15 protein-coding genes are annotated in these 17,852 nt (G+C 68.1%); 7 read left to right on the top strand and 8 right to left on the bottom strand.

All coding sequences use genetic code 11. The features are described from left to right. Positions 1 to 127 precede the first annotated feature (127 nt). Genes hemC through LGM42_RS11630 form a run of 3 tightly spaced genes read left to right on the top strand, consistent with a single transcriptional unit; the run spans position 128 to position 4,292 of the window. Positions 128 to 1,132 (top strand): hydroxymethylbilane synthase, encoded by a 1,005-nt coding sequence (gene hemC / locus LGM42_RS11620; RefSeq protein WP_059576651.1) that lies wholly within the window; start codon positions 128 to 130, stop codon positions 1,130 to 1,132. Further along, positions 1,132 to 3,102: a fused uroporphyrinogen-III synthase HemD/membrane protein HemX gene (gene hemDX, locus LGM42_RS11625; protein WP_226232265.1), complete on the top strand. Its 1,971-nt coding sequence runs from the start codon at positions 1,132 to 1,134 to the stop codon at positions 3,100 to 3,102. Before hemC ends, hemDX begins: the two co-directional genes overlap by 1 nt. 2 nt (positions 3,103 to 3,104) lie before the next feature. Beyond that, complete coding sequence (locus LGM42_RS11630) at positions 3,105 to 4,292, top strand: heme biosynthesis protein HemY (protein WP_059576645.1); 1,188 nt, start codon at positions 3,105 to 3,107, stop codon at positions 4,290 to 4,292. A 232-nt stretch (positions 4,293 to 4,524) separates the two neighbouring features. On the opposite strand, the gene LGM42_RS11635 is transcribed toward LGM42_RS11630, so the two are convergent. The 3 genes from LGM42_RS11635 to LGM42_RS11645 form a co-directional block, all read right to left on the bottom strand. Next, positions 4,525 to 5,829: an MFS transporter gene (locus LGM42_RS11635; RefSeq protein WP_059576642.1), complete on the bottom strand. Its 1,305-nt coding sequence runs from the start codon at positions 5,827 to 5,829 to the stop codon at positions 4,525 to 4,527. A gap of 195 nt (positions 5,830 to 6,024) precedes the next feature. Next, positions 6,025 to 6,783: an SDR family oxidoreductase gene (locus LGM42_RS11640; protein WP_034208109.1), complete on the bottom strand. Its 759-nt coding sequence runs from the start codon at positions 6,781 to 6,783 to the stop codon at positions 6,025 to 6,027. A gap of 53 nt (positions 6,784 to 6,836) precedes the next feature. Then, positions 6,837 to 8,276 (bottom strand): aldehyde dehydrogenase family protein, encoded by a 1,440-nt coding sequence (locus tag LGM42_RS11645; RefSeq protein WP_059576639.1) that lies wholly within the window; start codon positions 8,274 to 8,276, stop codon positions 6,837 to 6,839. Positions 8,277 to 8,691: 415 nt separating this feature from the next. Between LGM42_RS11645 and ppa the strand changes: the two genes are divergently transcribed. Continuing rightward, positions 8,692 to 9,219 (top strand): inorganic diphosphatase, encoded by a 528-nt coding sequence (gene ppa, locus LGM42_RS11650; RefSeq protein ID WP_006489643.1) that lies wholly within the window; start codon positions 8,692 to 8,694, stop codon positions 9,217 to 9,219. Between the two features lie 54 nt (positions 9,220 to 9,273). On the opposite strand, the gene LGM42_RS11655 is transcribed toward ppa, so the two are convergent. Together LGM42_RS11655 and LGM42_RS11660 are read right to left on the bottom strand one after the other, a co-directional pair. Next, positions 9,274 to 10,116 (bottom strand): GIY-YIG nuclease family protein, encoded by an 843-nt coding sequence (locus LGM42_RS11655; protein ID WP_226232266.1) that lies wholly within the window; start codon positions 10,114 to 10,116, stop codon positions 9,274 to 9,276. 89 nt (positions 10,117 to 10,205) lie between these two features. Further along, positions 10,206 to 11,381 carry a GNAT family N-acetyltransferase gene (locus LGM42_RS11660; protein WP_226232267.1) on the bottom strand — a complete coding sequence of 392 codons (1,176 nt, stop codon included), beginning with the start codon at positions 11,379 to 11,381 and terminating at the stop codon, positions 10,206 to 10,208. Between the two features lie 109 nt (positions 11,382 to 11,490). Here LGM42_RS11660 and LGM42_RS11665 point away from each other — a divergent pair, with 109 nt between their 5' ends. Together LGM42_RS11665 and LGM42_RS11670 are read left to right on the top strand one after the other, a co-directional pair. Continuing rightward, on the top strand, positions 11,491 to 13,212 hold the full coding sequence (locus tag LGM42_RS11665) for an NAD+ synthase (protein WP_226232268.1): 1,722 nt from the start codon (positions 11,491 to 11,493) through the stop codon (positions 13,210 to 13,212). A gap of 83 nt (positions 13,213 to 13,295) precedes the next feature. Continuing rightward, positions 13,296 to 13,634 carry a P-II family nitrogen regulator gene (locus LGM42_RS11670; protein ID WP_006398637.1) on the top strand — a complete coding sequence of 113 codons (339 nt, stop codon included), beginning with the start codon at positions 13,296 to 13,298 and terminating at the stop codon, positions 13,632 to 13,634. A gap of 177 nt (positions 13,635 to 13,811) precedes the next feature. On the opposite strand, the gene LGM42_RS11675 is transcribed toward LGM42_RS11670, so the two are convergent. Together LGM42_RS11675 and LGM42_RS11680 are read right to left on the bottom strand one after the other, a co-directional pair. Continuing rightward, the gene (locus LGM42_RS11675) at positions 13,812 to 14,897 is read right to left on the bottom strand and encodes a porin (protein WP_059576905.1); all 1,086 of its coding nucleotides are present in this window, start codon (positions 14,895 to 14,897) and stop codon (positions 13,812 to 13,814) included. A 542-nt stretch (positions 14,898 to 15,439) separates the two neighbouring features. Further along, the gene (locus LGM42_RS11680) at positions 15,440 to 16,366 is read right to left on the bottom strand and encodes a LysR family transcriptional regulator (protein WP_226232269.1); all 927 of its coding nucleotides are present in this window, start codon (positions 16,364 to 16,366) and stop codon (positions 15,440 to 15,442) included. Between the two features lie 134 nt (positions 16,367 to 16,500). Between LGM42_RS11680 and LGM42_RS11685 the strand changes: the two genes are divergently transcribed. Beyond that, positions 16,501 to 16,998 (top strand): GNAT family N-acetyltransferase, encoded by a 498-nt coding sequence (locus LGM42_RS11685; protein ID WP_059646352.1) that lies wholly within the window; start codon positions 16,501 to 16,503, stop codon positions 16,996 to 16,998. A gap of 71 nt (positions 16,999 to 17,069) precedes the next feature. On the opposite strand, the gene LGM42_RS11690 is transcribed toward LGM42_RS11685, so the two are convergent. After that, positions 17,070 to 17,849 (bottom strand): ABC transporter ATP-binding protein, encoded by a 780-nt coding sequence (locus LGM42_RS11690; RefSeq protein WP_060311936.1) that lies wholly within the window; start codon positions 17,847 to 17,849, stop codon positions 17,070 to 17,072. Positions 17,850 to 17,852: the final 3 nt, after the last annotated feature.

Below are 17,852 nucleotides of genomic sequence, written 5' to 3' on the forward strand. Positions count from 1 at the left end.
GCACATCCGCACAACGGCGCCGCGACCCGCACGGAAGCAGGCCGGGCGCAGGCTCCGGGCCCGGGCGGGCCGGAGCGTGCGTGCTACCATTGTTCGATCTTCAATCCCGTCCTTCGATGTTCCAGCAATGAATTCCGAGACCCCCGCGGCCGGGCCGCAACAGGCACGACCGCCCGCGACGTTGACGATTGCTTCGCGCGAGAGCCGCCTGGCGATGTGGCAAGCCGAACATGTGCGTGATGCGCTGCGCAAATTATATCCAGCTTGTGACGTGAAAATCCTCGGGATGACGACGCGCGGCGATCAGATTCTCGATCGCACGCTGTCGAAGGTCGGCGGCAAGGGCCTGTTCGTGAAGGAACTGGAAGCCGCGCTGGCCGACGGCCGCGCCGATCTCGCCGTGCATTCGCTGAAGGACGTGCCGATGGCGCTGCCCGACGGCTTCTCGCTCGCCGCGATCATGGCGCGCGAAGACCCGCGCGACGCCTTCGTGTCGAACGACTACGCGTCGCTCGACGCGCTGCCGGCCGGCGCGGTCGTCGGCACGTCGAGCCTGCGCCGCGAAGCGATGCTGCGTTCGCGTTATCCGCATCTCGAGGTCCTGCCGTTGCGCGGCAACCTCGACACGCGCCTCGCGAAGCTCGACCGCGGCGACTACGCGGCGATCATCCTCGCGGCCGCCGGCCTGAAGCGCCTCGGCCTCGAAGCGCGGATCCGCGCGCTGCTCGACGTCGAGGCGAGCCCGCCCGCGGCCGGCCAGGGCGCGCTCGGCATCGAGATCGCCGCGCATCGCGACGACGTCGCCGCGTGGCTCGCGCCGCTGCACGACACGCAGACCGCGCTTGCGGTCGAGGCCGAGCGGATGGTGTCGCGCGCGCTCGGCGGCAGTTGCGAGGTGCCGCTCGCCGCGCACGCGGTGTGGCGCGCGGGCGAGCTGTACCTGACGGGCCGCGTGTCGACCACCGACGGCAAGCGCGTGCTGACGGCCGAGGAGTGCGGCGCGGTCGTGACCGTCGCCGATGCGCTCGCGCTCGGCCGCGCGGTGTCCGACGAGCTCGAGGCGCAAGGCGCGCTCGACATCGTCCAGGCGCTGCTCGCGAGCTCGCAGGCCGCGGGCAAGGGCGACGCCTGATGGCGGGCGGCGCGCGCGCGTTCACCGCTGTCCTGACGCGTCCGGACGGGCAGTCCGATGCGCTTGCGTCGCAACTGGCCGACGCCGGCTGCGACGTGCTCGAATTCCCGCTGATCGATATCGCGCCGGTCGACGATCCGGCGCCGCTCGACGCCGCATTCGCGGCGTTGGCCGACTACGCGCTGGTGATTTTCGTGTCGCCGAACGCGATCGACCGCGCGCTCGCGCGGTACGACACGATCTGGCCGAACGCGCTGCCGGTCGGCGTGGTCGGGCCCGGCAGCGTCGCGGCGCTCGCGCGTCACGGCATCGCGGCGCCCGCGCATCGCGTGATCGCGCCGCAAGCGCCGGCCGACGGCGGCGTGCCCCATTACGATTCGGAAAGCCTGTTCGCGAGCATCGAGGCCGCGTTCGGCGGCGCGCAGGCGCTGGCGGGCAAGCGCCTGCTGATCGTGCGCGGCGACGGCGGGCGCGAATGGCTCGCCGAGCGCCTGCGCGAGGCCGGTGCGGACGTCACGCTCGTCGCGGCCTACCGGCGCGTCGTGCCGGAGCCGCGCGTCGGCGCGTGGGAGCGCGTGCACGCGCTGCTCGACGGCCAGCCGCACGCATGGCTCGTCACGAGCTCGGAAGGCGTGCGCAACCTGCACGAGCTCGCGCGGGCCCATCTGAACGATGCCGAGATCGACGCGCTGAAGCATGCGCCGCTCGTGACGCCGCACCCGCGGATCGAGCAGACCGCGCGCGCATTGGGTTTTGATAGGATTACGCTGACCGGCGCGGGCGATGAGCGCATCGTCCGCGCGTTTCGAACGATGGCCGACGAGGCCGTCCAACCGGCGACAGCCGTACCGGTGACTAAACGCATGACAGATACCAACGATTCCAAAAGCGTCGCTTCCCAGCCGGCCGCTGCATCCGCGCCGCCGTCCAGCCCTCCTTATCTGGCGTCCGAGCCGCGTGCGCGCCGCGGCGGCAGCGCGGTGCTGTGGCTCGTCGTCGTCGTGCTCGGCTGCGCGGCGGGTGTCGGCGGCTACGCGCTGAACCGCAAGATCGACCGGCTCGACGGCACGTTCGCCGCCCGTCAGAAGGCGCTCGACGCGCAAGCGGCCGAAACGCGGACGAAGACCGAGCAGGCGCTCGCCAGCACGCACCAGGTCGACACGCAGCTCGCGCAGCTCGACGGCAAGCTTGCCGATGCGCAGAGCGCGCAGCAGGCGCTGCAGCAGCAATACCAGGACCTGTCGCGCAACCGCGATGCGTGGATGCTCGAGGAAGTCGACCAGATGCTGTCGAGCGCGAGCCAGCAGCTTCAACTGACCGGCAACACGCAGCTCGCGCTGATCGCGCTGCAGAACGCCGACGCGCGTCTCGCGACGTCGCAGAGCGCGCAGGCCGTCACGGTGCGCAAGGCGCTCGCGCAGGACATCGAGAAGCTGAAGGCCGCGCCGGCGGCCGATCTCACCGGGCTCGCGATCAAGCTCGACGACGCGATCGCCAGGATCGACGCGCTGCCGCTGTCCGGCGAGGCGATCGTGCCGCACGCGGCGCCGAAGGCCGTGCCGGCCGACGCCGCGTCGTCGGCCGCCGCCGGCGAGCCGCGCTGGAAGGTGTGGTGGCATGGCTTCTCGGCCAGCCTCGGCCAGCAATTGAAGGGCCTCGTGCAGGTGCGCCGGATCGACAACGCGGACGCGATGCTCGCGTCGCCCGACCAGGGCTACTTCGTGCGCGAGAACGTGAAGCTGCGCCTGCTCACCGCGCGGCTGTCGCTGCTCGCGCGCAACGACGGCGCGATGAAGGCCGACCTGCACGCCGCGCAGGCGTCGCTCGCGAAGTATTTCGATCAGGCGTCGAAGGACACGCAGACCGTCGAGGATCTGCTCAAGCAGGTTGACGGCGCAGCGCTGACGGTCGCGGTGCCGAACCTGAACACGAGCCTGAACGCCGTTCAGCAGTTCAAGAGCCGGGGGTAACGATGACGCTTCGAGGAATCGTCTGGCTCGCGATCCTGTTCGCGATCGCCGCGGCGCTCGCCACCGTCGGCCGTTTCGACGCGGGGCAGGTGCTGCTCGTCTATCCGCCGTACCGGGTCGACGTGTCGCTGAACCTGTTCGTGATCGCCATCGTCGTGCTGTTCATCGTCGTGTACGCGCTGCTGCGCATCGTGCGCAACATCTGGCGCATGCCGCAGCGGGTCGCCGCGTATCGGGCGCGTTCGCGCAACGAGAAGGCGCAGGCGTCGCTGCGCGATGCAATCTCGAACCTGTACGCGGGCCGCTTCTCGCGTGCGGAGAAGGCCGCGCGCGAAGCGCTGGCGGTCGACGCGAACCTGGGCGCCGCGAGTCTCGTCGGGGCCACGGCCGCGCACCGCATGCACGAATACACGCGCCGCGACGAGTGGCTGTCGAAGGTCGACGCGCCCGAATGGCAGGATGCACGGCTGCTCGCCGCGGCCGACATGCGCGCGGACGCACGCGACGCGGACGGCGCGCTTGCCGCGCTGGCCGACATGCAGGCCGGCGGCAAGCGCATTCATGCGCAGCAGGTCGCGCTGCGGGCGCAGCAGCAACTGAAGAACTGGGCCGAGGTGCTGAAGCTCGCGAAGGCGCTGGAAAAGCGCGAGGCGCTGCATCCGGCCGCGGCCGTGCGGCTGCGCCAGCAGGCGGCGGAAAACCTGCTGCGCGAACGCCGGCACGACGCGGACGCGCTGCTCGAGGTATGGCAGTCGCTGTCGACGGTCGAGCGCCAGTCGCCGCGCCTGGCCGATCTCGCGGCCGAGTTGCTCGTGCCGCTCGAGCGCCGCAACGAAGCGCGCCGCATCGTCGAGGACGCGCTCGCGCACAACTGGGATGCGCGCCTGCTGCGCCGTTACCCGGACACGGCCGGCGCCGATGCGCTGCCGCTGATCCAGAAGGCCGAGGGCTGGAAGAAGGATCATCCGGAAGACGCCGACCTGCTGTTCGCGCTCGGCAGGCTCTGCCAGCAGCAGCAGCTGTGGGGCAAGGCGCAGTCGTTCCTCGAATCGGCATTGAAGCTGGCCGACAACGAGGCGCTGAAAGTGCGTGCGCATCGTGCGCTCGCCCGCCTGTTCGAGCAGCTCGGCGAAACCGACAAGGCCGCGAAGCACTACCGCGAAAGCGCGCTGGCGATCACCGTGGTGTGATGCGGCGCTGCGGTGCACGCCCCGAATGCCGATCGGCCTTCGGGGCTTTTTTTCGTCCGTCGTGGGGCCGCCGGGACGCACGGTGCCGTCATCCGGCAGGTGCGGGCCTGGCCTGCCCGGAATCGAAAACGCCCCGGCGGCCGGACGATGCCGGCCGTCGGGGCGATCTCGTGAGCACCGGCCATCGACCGGCGTATTCGGTCGTTCGCGGTGCGCCGTTACACGCCGCGCATCACTTGTCGACGAGCCGCTTCGGCACCGACAGCGCAAGCAGCCCGCCGAGCACCAGGAACCCGGCCAGCATGTACATGCCCGCATCGTTGGTGCTCGTCGCCTGCTTGAGCCAGCCCATCAGGTACGGGCTCAGGAAGCCCGCGAGGTTGCCGATCGAGTTGATCATCGCGATGCCGGCGGCGGCGGCCGTGCCGCCGAGGAATGCGGTCGGCAGGCTCCAGAACAGCGGCAGCGTCGTCAGGATGCCGATCGTCGCGAGCGTGAGGCCGAGCATCGCGAGCGCGGTCTGGTGCGCCCAGATCACCGACAGCACGAGGCCGAGCGCGCCGATCGCGGCCGGAATCGCGAGGTGCCAGCGGCGTTCGCGGCGCTTGTCCGCGCTGCGCGCGATCAGGATCATCGCGACCACGGCGGCCGCATACGGCACCGCCGACAGCAGGCCGATCATGACCGTGTCGGTCACGCCGGTTGCCTTGATGATCGTCGGCAGCCAGAAGCCGACGCCGTAGAGCCCCATCACGAACGAGAAATAGATCAGCGCCATCAGCCAGACACGCGGGCTCGACATCACGGCGCCGAGCGGCAGGTCCTCCTTGGTGGCTTCCTCCGCGTCGACGTTGCGGGCGAGCAGCGCCTTTTCTTCGTCGGTCAGCCACGTCGCCTTCGCGATCCGCTCGTCGAGCGTGAAGAACACGAGCACGCCGGCGAGCACCGACGGAATGCCTTCGAGCAGGAACAGCCATTGCCAGCCGTGCCAGCCGCTCACGCCGTCGAACGCCTTCAGGATGAAGCCCGAAATCGGCCCGCCGATCACGCCGGACAGCGCGACTGCCGTCATGAAGAACGTGGTCATCCGGCCGCGCCGGTGCGCGGGATACCAGTAGGTGAGGTAGAGGATCACGCCGGGGAAGAAGCCCGCTTCGGCGACGCCGAGCAGGAAGCGCATCACGTAGAACATCGCGGGCGTCGTGACGAACATCGTCAGGATCGAGATCACGCCCCACGTCGCCATGATGCGGGCGATCCACACGCGGGCGCCCACCCGGTGCAGGATGATGTTGCTCGGCACCTCGAACAGGAAATAGCCGAAGAAGAAGATGCCGGCGCCGAGCCCGTACACGGTATCGCTGAGGTTCAGGTCGCTCGCCATCTGCAGCTTCGCGAACCCGACGTTCACGCGGTCGAGATACGCAACCACGTAGCACAGCAGCAGGAGCGGCACGAGCCGCCACGACACCTTGCGGTAGGTTGCTTCCTCGAATGCGCCGGACGATCCCGGCAGCGATTGCGTCGATGTTGCCATGTTGTCTCCTGTCGACCCGGGCTGACGCTTGAGCGGTTACCTGGATCCCATGCTGTGCGGTCGATCGAAGGCCGCGCTCGGGCGCGTGCCTGGATCCGATGCACCGCTGTCCTTGTAGTGGGCCGGAGCAGGCGCGGTGGTGCCCGATCCGGTTTCGTGCGAAGCAATACGGGCTAACCGTATGGCCCGGTGCGACTAGATGCAGCGCCCGCCGTCGACTTCGAGGCACACGCCGGTGATGAATTCGGCTTCGTCGGACGCGAGGTACAGCGCGGCGTTCGCGATGTCCTGCGGCGTCGAGAAGCGGCCGAGCGGGATCGTCGCGAGGAAGCGGCGGCGATTTTCCGGGGTGTCCTCGCAGCCCATGAACTCGGTCATCAGCGCGGTTTCGCCGAGCACCGGGTTGATGCAGTTCACGCGGATGCGATCGGCGCCGAGCTCGGCCGCGAGCGACTTGCTCGCGGTGATCATCGCGCCCTTCGTGCTGTTGTACCAGACGAGGCCCGGGCGCGGCCGCACGCCGGCCGTCGACGCGACGTTCACGAACACGCCGCCGCCCTGTGCGCGGAAATACGGGACGAAGGTCTGCACGCACCAGAACAGGCTCTTCATGTTGACCGCGTACACGCGGTCGAATTCGGCTTCCGTCACGTCGAGCACGGGCTTGTTGCGGTGCGTGGTGCCCGCGTTGTTCACGACGATCTGCACCGCATGGAAATCGTCGAGCGCGGCCTGCAGCAGCGCGCGCCAGTCGTCCTCCTTCGACACGTCGCCGGCCACCGCGATCGCCTTGCCGCCTGCGAGCGCGATCTCGCTCGCGACGCGCTCGGCCGCCGCGCCGTTGAGATCGTTGACGACGACGTTCGCGCCTTCGCGCGCATAGGTCTTCGCGATGCCTTCGCCGAACCCCGAGCCGCCGCCCGTGACGATGGCCGTCTTGCCGCTCAACCGCATGGTGTGTCTCCTGTGTTTGTCATGAGAGTCGTCGTGTGCCGCGTGCCGCGCGTTCAGCCGTGCCGGATGGCGATCGTCTTCAGCGCGGTGAAGCCGTACAGCGCCTCGAAGCCTTTCTCGCGGCCATGGCCCGAATGGCCGACGCCGCCGAACGGCAGCTCGACGCCGCCGCCCGCGCCATAGTTGTTGATGAACACCTGCCCCGCGCGCAGACGCCGCGCCAGCCGCATCTGGCGTGCGCCGTCGCGTGTCCAGATGCCCGCGACGAGGCCGTACGGCGTGCCGTTGGCGAGCGCGACGGCTTCGTCCTCGTCGACGAAACGCATCGCCGCGAGCACGGGACCGAACACTTCCTCCTGCGCGAGCCGGTGCGACGGCGGCACGTCGCGCAACAGCGCGGGCGCCTGGTAGAAGCCGGTTTCGGGCGCGTCGGCGACGACCTGCCCGTGCGCGGCCATCGGAATGCCGTCGTGCTGTGCGTCGGACAGGAAATCCCACACGCGTTGCTGCTGCTTCGCGTTGATCAGCGGGCCGCAATCGAGATCGGCGCGGCTCGGGCCGACGCGCAGCCCGTTGAACGCGGTGGCGAGGCGCTCGACGAGCGGCTCGTACACCGCGCGCTCGATCAGCACGCGGCTGCCGGCCGAGCAGGTCTGCCCGCCGTTCTGCACGATCGCGGACACGAGCACGGGCAGCGCCGCGTCGAGATCGGCATCGGCGAACACGAGTTGCGGCGACTTGCCGCCGAGTTCGAGCGTGACCGGCACGTGGTTCTCGGCCGCCATCTGCGCGACCAGCTTGCCGGTGGCCGGCGAACCCGTAAACGAGATATGGTCGATGCCCGGATGGCGCGCGAGCGCGGCGCCCGCTTCGTGGCCGTAGCCGGTGACGATGTTGAGCGCGCCGGCCGGCAGCCCGGCCTCGGCGGCCAGCTCGGCGACGCGCAGCACGGACAGGCACGCGTCCTCGGCCGGCTTGACCACGCATGCGTTGCCGGCCGCGAGCGCCGCGCCGACGCTGCGCCCGAAGATCTGCATCGGGTAGTTCCACGGCACGATATGGCCGGTGACGCCGTGCGGCTCGCGCACGGTCAGCACCGTGTAGCCGGCCTGGTAGGGGAGGGTTTCGCCGTGCAGCTTGTCGGCGGCGCCCGCGTAGAACTCGAAGTAGCGCGCGAGCGCGGCTGCATCGGCGCGCGCCTGCTTCAGCGGCTTGCCGGTGTCGCGCGCCTCGATCGCGGCGAGTTCCTCGAGATGGTCGGCCACGCGTGCCGATAGCCGCATCAGCACGCGGCCGCGTTCGGCGGCGCTCGCCGCGCCCCACGGGCCTGCGAACGCGTCGCGGGCCGCGGCGACTGCGCGCTCGATGTCGGGCGCCGTGCCGCGCGCGATCGTCGCGAATGGCTGGCCGTCGGACGGATCGACGACCGCGATGGTTTCCAATTGCGCGGGCAACGTCCATTCGCCCGCGATGAAGTGCTTCGCTTCTTCCATGTCTCCTCCTGTCGACCCGAGTTAGCGCTTCAGCGCTTACTCCACCCCCACGGCGGTCGACCCGAGTTAGTGCTTTAGCGCTTACTTGGGTCCCATGGCGTGGTTGGGTGGAGTTAGCGCTTCAGCGCTTACTTGACCCCACGGCGGTCGACCCAAGCCAGCGCTCCAGCGCCTACTTAGATCCCATGCAAAGCCGTTTGCGCTTCGGCACTTTACCCGGCTTCCGTGCCGTGTGGTCCACGCACACCGCCGCCGGCTCGACGGCCGGACATCCGGAACGATTATCGCGCCGATCGTCATCCGGACGCCACCGGTCGATTGGCTATAATGGCGCATTCCTTTTTGGGGGGCGCTGCGGCGGTGCATCGGCCGCGGCGCCCTGTCCCGAATTCCCATCGACCTACAGAGAGTGCTCATGAGCTTCAATCATGTTCCGGCCGGCAAGGACCTGCCGCAAGATTTCAACGTGATCATCGAGATTCCCGCGCAAAGCGATCCGGTGAAGTACGAGGCGGACAAGGAACTGGGCCTCCTCGTCGTCGACCGCTTCATCGGCACGGGCATGCGCTACCCGGTGAACTACGGCTACATCCCGCAGACGCTGTCGGGCGACGGCGATCCGGTCGACGTGCTGGTGATCACGCCGTTCCCACTGCTGGCCGGCTCGATCGTGCGTTCGCGCGTGCTCGGCATGCTGCAGATGACCGACGAGTCGGGCGTCGACGCGAAGCTGGTCGCGGTGCCGCACGACAAGATCTGCCCGATGACGGCGAACCTGAAGACGATCGACGACGTGCCCGAGTACCTGAAAGACCAGATCAAGCACTTCTTCGAGCAATACAAGGCGCTCGAGAAGGGCAAGTGGGTGAAGGTCGAAGGCTGGGCCGGCATCGAAGCCGCGCACAAGGAAATCACCGACGGCGCCGCGAACTACAAGAAGTAAGCGGCGTGCCGGCCGCTGGCCGGTGCGTACGGAGCGCAAACCGCGCGTGTCTCGTCAGGAGGCCGCGCGGTTTTGTTTTGCGCGGGCGGTTTTCCGGCTGGCGGACGCGGAGACAGGCGAGGGCGTGGCCGGTGCTTTCTTCGCGCGTTTCGCGCGGGGCGGGGCAATGGACGGAGCGATCGCTTCGGCGGTTTTCGTGGCCGAGGAACGGCGGCGGGCCGGTGCGGAAGCGGCGTCCTCGCGTACGTTCGCGGCGAGTTTGCCGGCGGCGGCTGGTGCCTTCCTGGTTGACGATGCGGATGGCGGCTGGCCGGTTTTCTTGACCGGTGTGCCACGCGCCGAGGTCTTTTTTGCGGCTGCATCGCCGTCGGTTTTTGCGCGTTTCGCGTCCGGAGCGGCTTGATTTGCTTTCGTCGACTTCGACGCTTGTTTGCCCTTCGCAGGCTTCGCCGTCTTCGCGGTGTTTGCAGACCCGACAACTTTCCCGGCCTTCACCTTTTTCCCGGCAACCTGTTCCGTTGCAGTCGTTTGCGCCGCATCGTCGACGTTTTCCGCCTTTCCCTTCTTGCGCCCGCGCGCCGTCGCCTTCGTCCCCGCCGTGTCGCCGCTCTCCTCGAGCGTGATCACCACCGGCACCACCGATTCGAGCGTCCGCAACCCAGCCGCCAGCTCGCGCTTTTTCGCGGGCGTGAGCCGCTTCACCCAGTATTCGGCGCGCGACGCGCTCGACCGGTCGGGTAGCGGAAACGACGCGAGCACCGCGCGCGGCTTGCGCGAGCGCGTGTAGCGCGCGCCCTTGCCGGACGCGTGTTCGTCGAAGCGCGCGGCGACATCGGTCGTGATGCCCGTGTAGACGCTGTCGTCGGTGCATTCGATCAGATACAGAAACCAGGACATGGCGGGGCGGCGGGATGCGAAGCCGCCAGTGTCTCAGAATTTACGCGTGCTCCGGTGCGCGACGTGGGGCGACGTGATACGGCTCGCCGTCAGGTACCGCGCCGGAACGGATCGTGTTCGCGCAGTTCGTCGACGTACGCGTGGATATGCTCGGTCTCGCGTTCGAGAAAGCGCGCGACCGCATCGGAAAACGCCGGATGCGCGAGCCAGTGCGCGGAATGCGTGACGGTGGGAAGGAAGCCGCGCGCGAGCTTGTGCTCACCCTGCGCGCCGCCTTCGAACGTGTCGAGCCCGGCCTCGATGCAGAATTCCAGCAACTGGTAGTAGGCCGCTTCGAAATGCAGGCAGGGCACGTGCTCGATCGCGCCCCAGTAGCGGCCATACAGCGTGCCGCCGCCGTGCTCGCCGCGCCGGTACACCGCGAGCGCGCTCGCGATCGGCTGGCCGTCGGCTTCCGCGATCACGAGCAGCAGGTTCTCGGGCATCGTCGCGCCGATCGTGCGAAAGAAGTCGAGGTTCAGGTACGGGCTCGAATAGTGCTCGCGGTAGGTCTGCCGATAGCAGCGCGAGAAGAAGCGCCAGTCGGCGTCGGTGATTTGATCGCCGGCGAGCCGCCGGAACGTCACGCCCGCGTCGTGTACCTTGCGCCGTTCCGCGCGGATGTTCTTGCGCTTCTTCTGCTCGAGCGTGCCGAGGAAATCGTCGAAGTGGCGGTACCCGTCGTTGAGCCAGTGAAACTGCACGCCCTCGCGCAGCATCATGCCCATCGATTCCAGCAGCCGCGCTTCATCGCCGGTCGGGAACAGCACGTGCAGCGACGACACGTCGCTCTGCTCGGCGAACGCGAGCAGCGTGGCCGCGAGCCGGCGGCGCGCGTCGTCGCTGGCCGCGAGCAGCCGCGTGCCCTGCACCGGCGTGAACGGCACCGCGCACAGCAGCTTCGGGTAATAGGGCAGGTTGTTGCGCTGGTACGCGTCAGCCCATGCCCAGTCGAACACGTATTCGCCGTACGAATGCTGTTTCGCGTAGACGGGCGCGGCGGCCGCGAGCCGGCCCGTGTGCGTGTCGGTCAGCGTGACGAAGTGCGGCGACCAGCCGGTGTCGTCCACCGCGCAGCGCGCGACGTGCAGCGCGTCGAGGAATTCGTGGCGCAGGAACGGCGTGGGCTGTGCGTCGCGCGCGAGCAGCGCGTTCCATTCGTCGGCCGGCACCTCGGCGGGGGACGACAGGATGCCCGTGCGATAATCGATGCGTTCGTGTTTCAAGCGTGAATCCGTACCGTTGGATGTTGCCGGATGCGGGCCGTCGCGGCCCGCGCCCGGATCGATTTCGTCAGCCGTTCAAGGCGCGCCGCCGGGCTGCGCCGCTCCCGCCATGAAGACCCGACTCGCTCTCGCCCAGATCAACGTCACCGTCGGCGATTTCGCCGGCAACGTCGCGCGCATCGTCGCGGCCGCGCGCGCCGCGCACAACGATGGTGCGCAACTGATGGTCGCGCCCGAACTCGCGCTGTCCGGCTATCCGCCGGAAGACCTGCTGCTGCGGCCCGCGTTCTACGCGGCGGCGGCCGCCGCACTCGATGCGCTCGCCGACGCGCTGAAGGCGTTCGACGGGCTCGCGGTGCTGGTCGGGCATCCGTTGCGCGGACCGGGCAGGGGGGCGGGCAGCGGACCGGGCAGCGCGTCAGCCGTCGATGGTAATGCAAACCGCCCGATCGAGCGCGGCGTGCCGCCTACCGATACCTTCAACGCGGTGTCGCTGATCGTCGGCGGCGAGATCGTCGGCACCTACCGCAAGCAGGATCTGCCGAACGCCGAGGTGTTCGACGAGAAGCGCTACTTCGCGACCGACACCGAGCCGCTCGTGTTCGAGCTGAACGGCGTGAAATACGGCGTGATCATCTGCGAGGACGCATGGCATGCGTCGGCCGCGCAGATCGCGAAGGCGGCCGGCGCGCAGGTGCTGCTGATCCCGAACGGCTCGCCGTACCACATGAACAAGGAAGCGGTGCGCATCGACATCCTGCGCGCGCGGATTCGCGAGACCGGGCTGCCGATGGTCTACGTGAACCTCGTCGGCGGCCAGGACGAGCTCGTGTTCGACGGCGGGTCGTTCGTGCTCGACGGCGAGGGCGCGCTCGTCGCGAAGATGCCGCAGTTCGACGAAGGGCACGCGATCGTCGAATTCGACGGCGCGCGGCCGCTGCCCGGCGCGATCGCGCCCGAGCTATCGACGCACGCGCAGGTGTATCGCGCGCTCGTGACGGGCGTGCGCGACTACATCTGCAAGAACGGCTTTCCCGGCGTGCTGATCGGGTTGTCGGGCGGCGTCGATTCGGCGTTGGTGCTGGCCGTCGCGTGCGATGCGCTCGGGCCCGAGCGCGTGCGCGCGGTGATGATGCCGTCGCGCTTCACGGCCGACATCTCGACCACCGATGCGGCGGAGATGGCGCGGCGCGTCGGCGTGCGTTACGACGAGATCGCGATCGCGCCGATGTTCGATGCCTTCCGCGCCGCGCTTGCCGACGAATTCGCGGGCCGCCCCGAAGACGCGACGGAGGAGAACATCCAGGCGCGCATCCGCGGCACGCTGCTGATGGCGCTGTCGAACAAGTTCGGCTCGATCGTGCTGACGACCGGCAACAAGAGCGAGATGGCGGTCGGCTACTGCACGCTGTACGGCGACATGGCCGGCGGCTTCGCGGTGATCAAGGACATCGCGAAGACGCTCGTGTACCGGCTCTGCCGCTATCGCAACGAAACGACCGACTACGGGCGGCGCGACGTGATCCCCGAGCGGATCCTGACACGCGCGCCGTCGGCCGAACTGCGCGAGAACCAGACCGACCAGGACAGCCTGCCGCCGTACGACGTGCTCGACGCGATCATGCGGATGTACATGGAAGAAGACCGGCCGCTCGCCGAGATCGTCGCGGCCGGCTACGCGCAGGCCGACGTCGAGCGCGTGACGCGGCTCATCAAGATCAACGAATACAAGCGCCGCCAGGCGCCGATCGGCATCCGCGTCACGCACCGCGCATTCGGGCGCGACTGGCGCTACCCGATCACCTCGCGCTTCACCGAACGGCTCGATTGAGCGGTGCTGGGCCGGATGCGGCCCGCCGGCTTACAATCGGGATCGCGATTTTTCACCCAAACGAGCATTGAGGGACAACCATCATGAAACGCATCACCGCCATCATCAAGCCGTTCAAGCTGGACGAAGTCCGCGAAGCGCTCGCCGAAGTGGGTCTCACGGGCCTGACCGTGACGGAAGTGAAAGGCTTCGGCCGCCAGAAGGGCCATACCGAGCTGTATCGCGGCGCGGAATACGTCGTCGATTTCCTGCCGAAGATGAAGATCGAGGTGGTCGTCGCGGAAGCGCAGGTCGATCAGGTGATCGACGCGGTGATCGGCGCGGCGCGCACCGGCAAGATCGGCGACGGCAAGATCTTCGTGTCGGACGTCGAGCGCGTGATCCGCATCCGCACCGGCGAAGAGAACGAAGCGGCCGTCTGAGCGCCGCGTCCGCGCCGTTCGATCACTTCCCGGCCGCTTCGGCCGATCGGGCCGCGGGTCGCACGCATCCGCCGCCCAAGAAAAAACGGTGCGGATACCCGGTTGGGTACCGCACCGATACGCGCCTCTCGCAGCAGCGTGGAAAACGTTGTCGGATCGTTCTTTGACGGCGCCTGATCAGAACAGGTGCTGGATACCGGCGTAGACGCCGGTCTGGCTGCCGCCCGGATGCGGGTTGCCGGTCGACACGGCGGTGCCTGCATTGTTCGCGTTCAGGCCGAAGTTGGCCGTCGAGCTGTTGCGCACCGTGGCGACCTGGACGTCGAACAGCGTGCGCTTCGAGATGTTGTACGAGCCGCCGACCGTGTAGATGTTCGCGTTGCCGCCACCGTGGTTCGCGTTCACGTGATACACGGCCGCGATCAGCGCCGCTGCCGGCGTGGCTTGCCACGTTACGCCGCCCCACACCTGTTGCGTACCCGTCACGCCGGCGTTCGCTGCCGGGCCGCCGCTGCCGTCGGCGCGCGATGCCTGGTAAGCCGCCTGAACCTTGAACTGGCCGAGGAACACGTTCACGCCCGCGAAGTATTCACGCGAGTAGTTGAACACGTCCGAGAAGCGGCCGTTGCTGTCGCGCGTTTCGTCGTAGATGCCGCGCAACTGGAACAGCGAGTTCGTATAGGTGACCTGACCGCCCATGGCACGGCCGGGCGCGCCGGCCGTCGTGTTGCCGTTGAAGCTGGTCGAGTTCGAGAACGAGAACTGGCCGTAGAAGTCGAGGCCGTAGACCGACGGCGACTGGTACGACACGTTGTTGCTGGTCTTGTTCCAGTTGCGGCCGCGCACCAGCGAGGCCGTCGACCAGGCCGACTGGCCGAACGGGTCGAAGTCCCACACGCCGTTGGCGATCGCGAGTTCGCGACCCAGCAGCAGCGTACCGTAGCGGTCGTTCGAGATACCGACGGTCGCGAAACGATCCCAGATCGAGCCGCTCGTGCCGAGGCCGCCGTTCATCGTGTTGAACGCGCCTTCGAGGTGGAACAGGATCTTGTTGCCGCCGCCGATGTCCTCGCTACCCTTCAAGCCCCACAGGCTCGTGCCCCAGTCGCCGCTCTCCGCACGGTAGCGATGGCCGTCCTGCAGGCCGTTCATGTACTCGAGGCCGGCATCCAGGCGGCCATACAGCGTGACGCTGCTCTGCGCGTGCGCCGTCACCACCCCAGCAGCCATCAGCGCGGCCGCGACCAAAGCTTTCTTCATCATCTCCTCCATACCCTGTCAAAAAGTCAACCCAGACTGCACGAGATGCCCGGAGCGCGAGCGCCGGGCAAAAGCGGGATAACCAGGGAGACCTCGTGCAGGGCCGGTAAGCGCGGCACGCGGGCAAGCAGACGGAAAACCGTTGAGCGGTCCCGCGCAGCCGGGTCGGCCTGCGGGGTCTCCTTGTTGTGTCGTGAAGCTAAACTACATTTCACGAACTTCGTTTTGCTACTTTGGTTACTAATTTAGCAAAAATACAATTTTGTGGCGACGGAAATCGTTGTTTGACTAACCGCTGTCGCCAAATTGCCATGCAACACGGTGCGCGACAGGTGTCCCAAGGGTGCTCGATTACCGGAAAACCCTTGTGCCACAAGGGAAACGTGGTTTCCGCGGGCGTGGGTCAAGGATTGCCACTATTGACGTTGCCAGGGCGCCGGCGTAAGCGCGAAAGTCGCGAAATTGGTAAGTATTTCGTAATGATTCGGGCGATTGCCGCCATCGCCGGTCGACGCCGGGAACGTCCGTGCTGCCGCGTGCCGCGCTCAGTCCGGGCTCGGCCGCGCGTCGAGCAACTGCGCGCGAATCCAGCGGTGCGCATCGGTGCGCGCATGCTTCGCGTGCGAGTAGACCTTCACCGTGTAGCGGGGGATCTCGAACGGCGCGGGGAAGATGCGGATCGGCGCCGCGTGCCGCAGCGCCTGCGCGGCGCGGTTCGGCACGGTCATCAGGAGTGCCGACTCCGCGATCACGAACGGCGCGGCCAGCACGGTCGGCAATTGCACGGCCACGTGCCGCGCGAGGCCGAGGCGATCGAGCACGTAGTCGACGACGCCGCGCGACTCGTTCCACGGCGTGACGACGACGTGGCGAGCCGCCAGATACTGGTCGAGCGCCAGCCGCCGGCGGATGTCCGGATGCGCGGCGCTCGCGATCACGACGTAGTCGTCGGAGAACCAGTCGAAGTCCTCGATGCCCGGCGCGTCGGCCGCCGATTCCTCGTGGTAGCCGAGCGCGAAGTCGATACGGCCGGCCGCGAGTTCGTCGACGGAAATCTTGCGGTCCGAATGGACGACGCGAATCCGCAGATGCGGCGCCACGTGCTGGATGCGGGCCAGGAACGCCGGCAGTACCGCGAACGCCGTGTAGTCCGTCGCGGCGAACACGAACGTGCGGTCGCTGTGCGCCGGATCGAAGCGGCGCGCGCGGGCGAGCCCCTTCGACATCGCATCGAGCGCGTCGCCGACCCACGTGGCGATGTCGTCGGCGCGCACGGTCGGCTGCATCTCGTTGCCGAGGCGCACGAACAGCGCATCGCCGATCGCGTCGCGCAGCCGCGCGAGCGCGTGGCTCAACGCCGACGGGCTCAGCGCGAGTTCGTGCGCGGCCGCCGCGACCGACCGGTGGCGGTACAACGCGTCGAACACGAGCAGCAGGTTCAGGTCGAGGCGGCGCAGATCGGGATGCATCATGTTCAGGTCTGGATGAAGAAACTGCACTTCCTGCAGGCACGTCGCGAACGTAGCATGACGGTTTGAACGGCGCCAGTGCGGTTGCGCGGCGCCGCTTGTCCGTTTCACATCCGGGCCGGAGGAGGGCTCAACCCGTGCAAATCGATATTCGCTCCGCGACCGTCGCCGACGTGCCGCTGATCCTGCGCTTCATCACCGAACTCGCCGTCTACGAGAAGGCCGAGCACGAAGTCGTCGCCACGCCCGAATCGCTCGAACGCAGCCTGTTCGGCGAAGGCTCGCCGGCGCGTGCGCTGATCTGCGAGGTCGACGGCGAGCCGGCCGGGTTCGCTGTGTATTTCTTCTCGTATTCGACGTGGCTCGCGCGGCAGGGGCTGTATCTGGAGGATCTGTACGTGTCGCCGCGTTTTCGCGGCGCCGGTGCGGGGCTGCAATTGCTGAAGGCGCTCGCGCGGGTCGCGGTCGAGTCCGGCTGCGGGCGTTTCGAATGGAGCGTGCTCGACTGGAACGAGCCGGCGATCCGCTTCTACGAGCGCGTCGGCGCGGCGCCGCAGAGCGAATGGGTGCGCTACCGGCTGGCGGGCGACGAGCTGCGCGCGTTCGCCGACGGCGCGCCGGTGAGCGCCGCGTGACGGGTAAACGCAAAACGGGCGCCGCGCGGCGAACCGCGGGGCGCCCGTTCGGGCGTGGCGGGTGACGGGCGTTACTTGAGACTGCCCGACAGGAACGCGCGCAGGCGTTCGCTCTTCGGATGCGCGAGCACCTCGGCCGGCACGCCTTCCTCCTCGACGCGGCCCTGGTGCAGGAACATCACGTGATTCGACACGTTGCGCGCGAAGCCCATCTCGTGCGTGACGACGATCATCGTGCGGCCTTCCTCGGCGAGCTTCTGCATCACCTTCAGCACCTCGCCCACCAGCTCCGGGTCGAGCGCGGAGGTCGGCTCGTCGAACAGCATCACGTCAGGATGCATCGCCAGCGCCCGCGCGATCGCCACGCGCTGCTGCTGGCCGCCCGACAAATGCGACGGATACTGCTTCTCGACGCGCGGCGCGAGGCCGACCTTCTCGAGATACTCGCGCGCACGCTCCTCGGCTTCCTTCTTCGGGATGCCGAGCACGTTCACCGGCGCTTCCATCACGTTCTCGATCACGTTCATGTGCGACCACAGGTTGAAGTGCTGGAACACCATCGACAGCTTGGTGCGCACGCGCTGCAGCTGCTTCGGATCTGCCGCGCGCAGCGCGCCCGTCTTGTCGAGCGCGGTGCGCACTTCCTCGCGATCGACGAAGATGCGGCCCGCGTTCGGCTGCTCGAGGAAGTTGATACAGCGCAGCATCGTGCTCTTGCCGGAGCCGGACGAGCCGATCACGCTGATCACGTCGCCCGAGTTCGCCTTCAGCGACACGCCTTTGAGCACCTCGTTGTCGCCGTACCGCTTGTGGAGATCGTCGACGAAAAGCTTCTGGGTCTGGGAGTTCATCAG

Source organism: Burkholderia sp. AU39826, from assembly GCF_020419965.1.
GTDB classification, from domain to species: domain Bacteria; phylum Pseudomonadota; class Gammaproteobacteria; order Burkholderiales; family Burkholderiaceae; genus Burkholderia; species Burkholderia semiarida.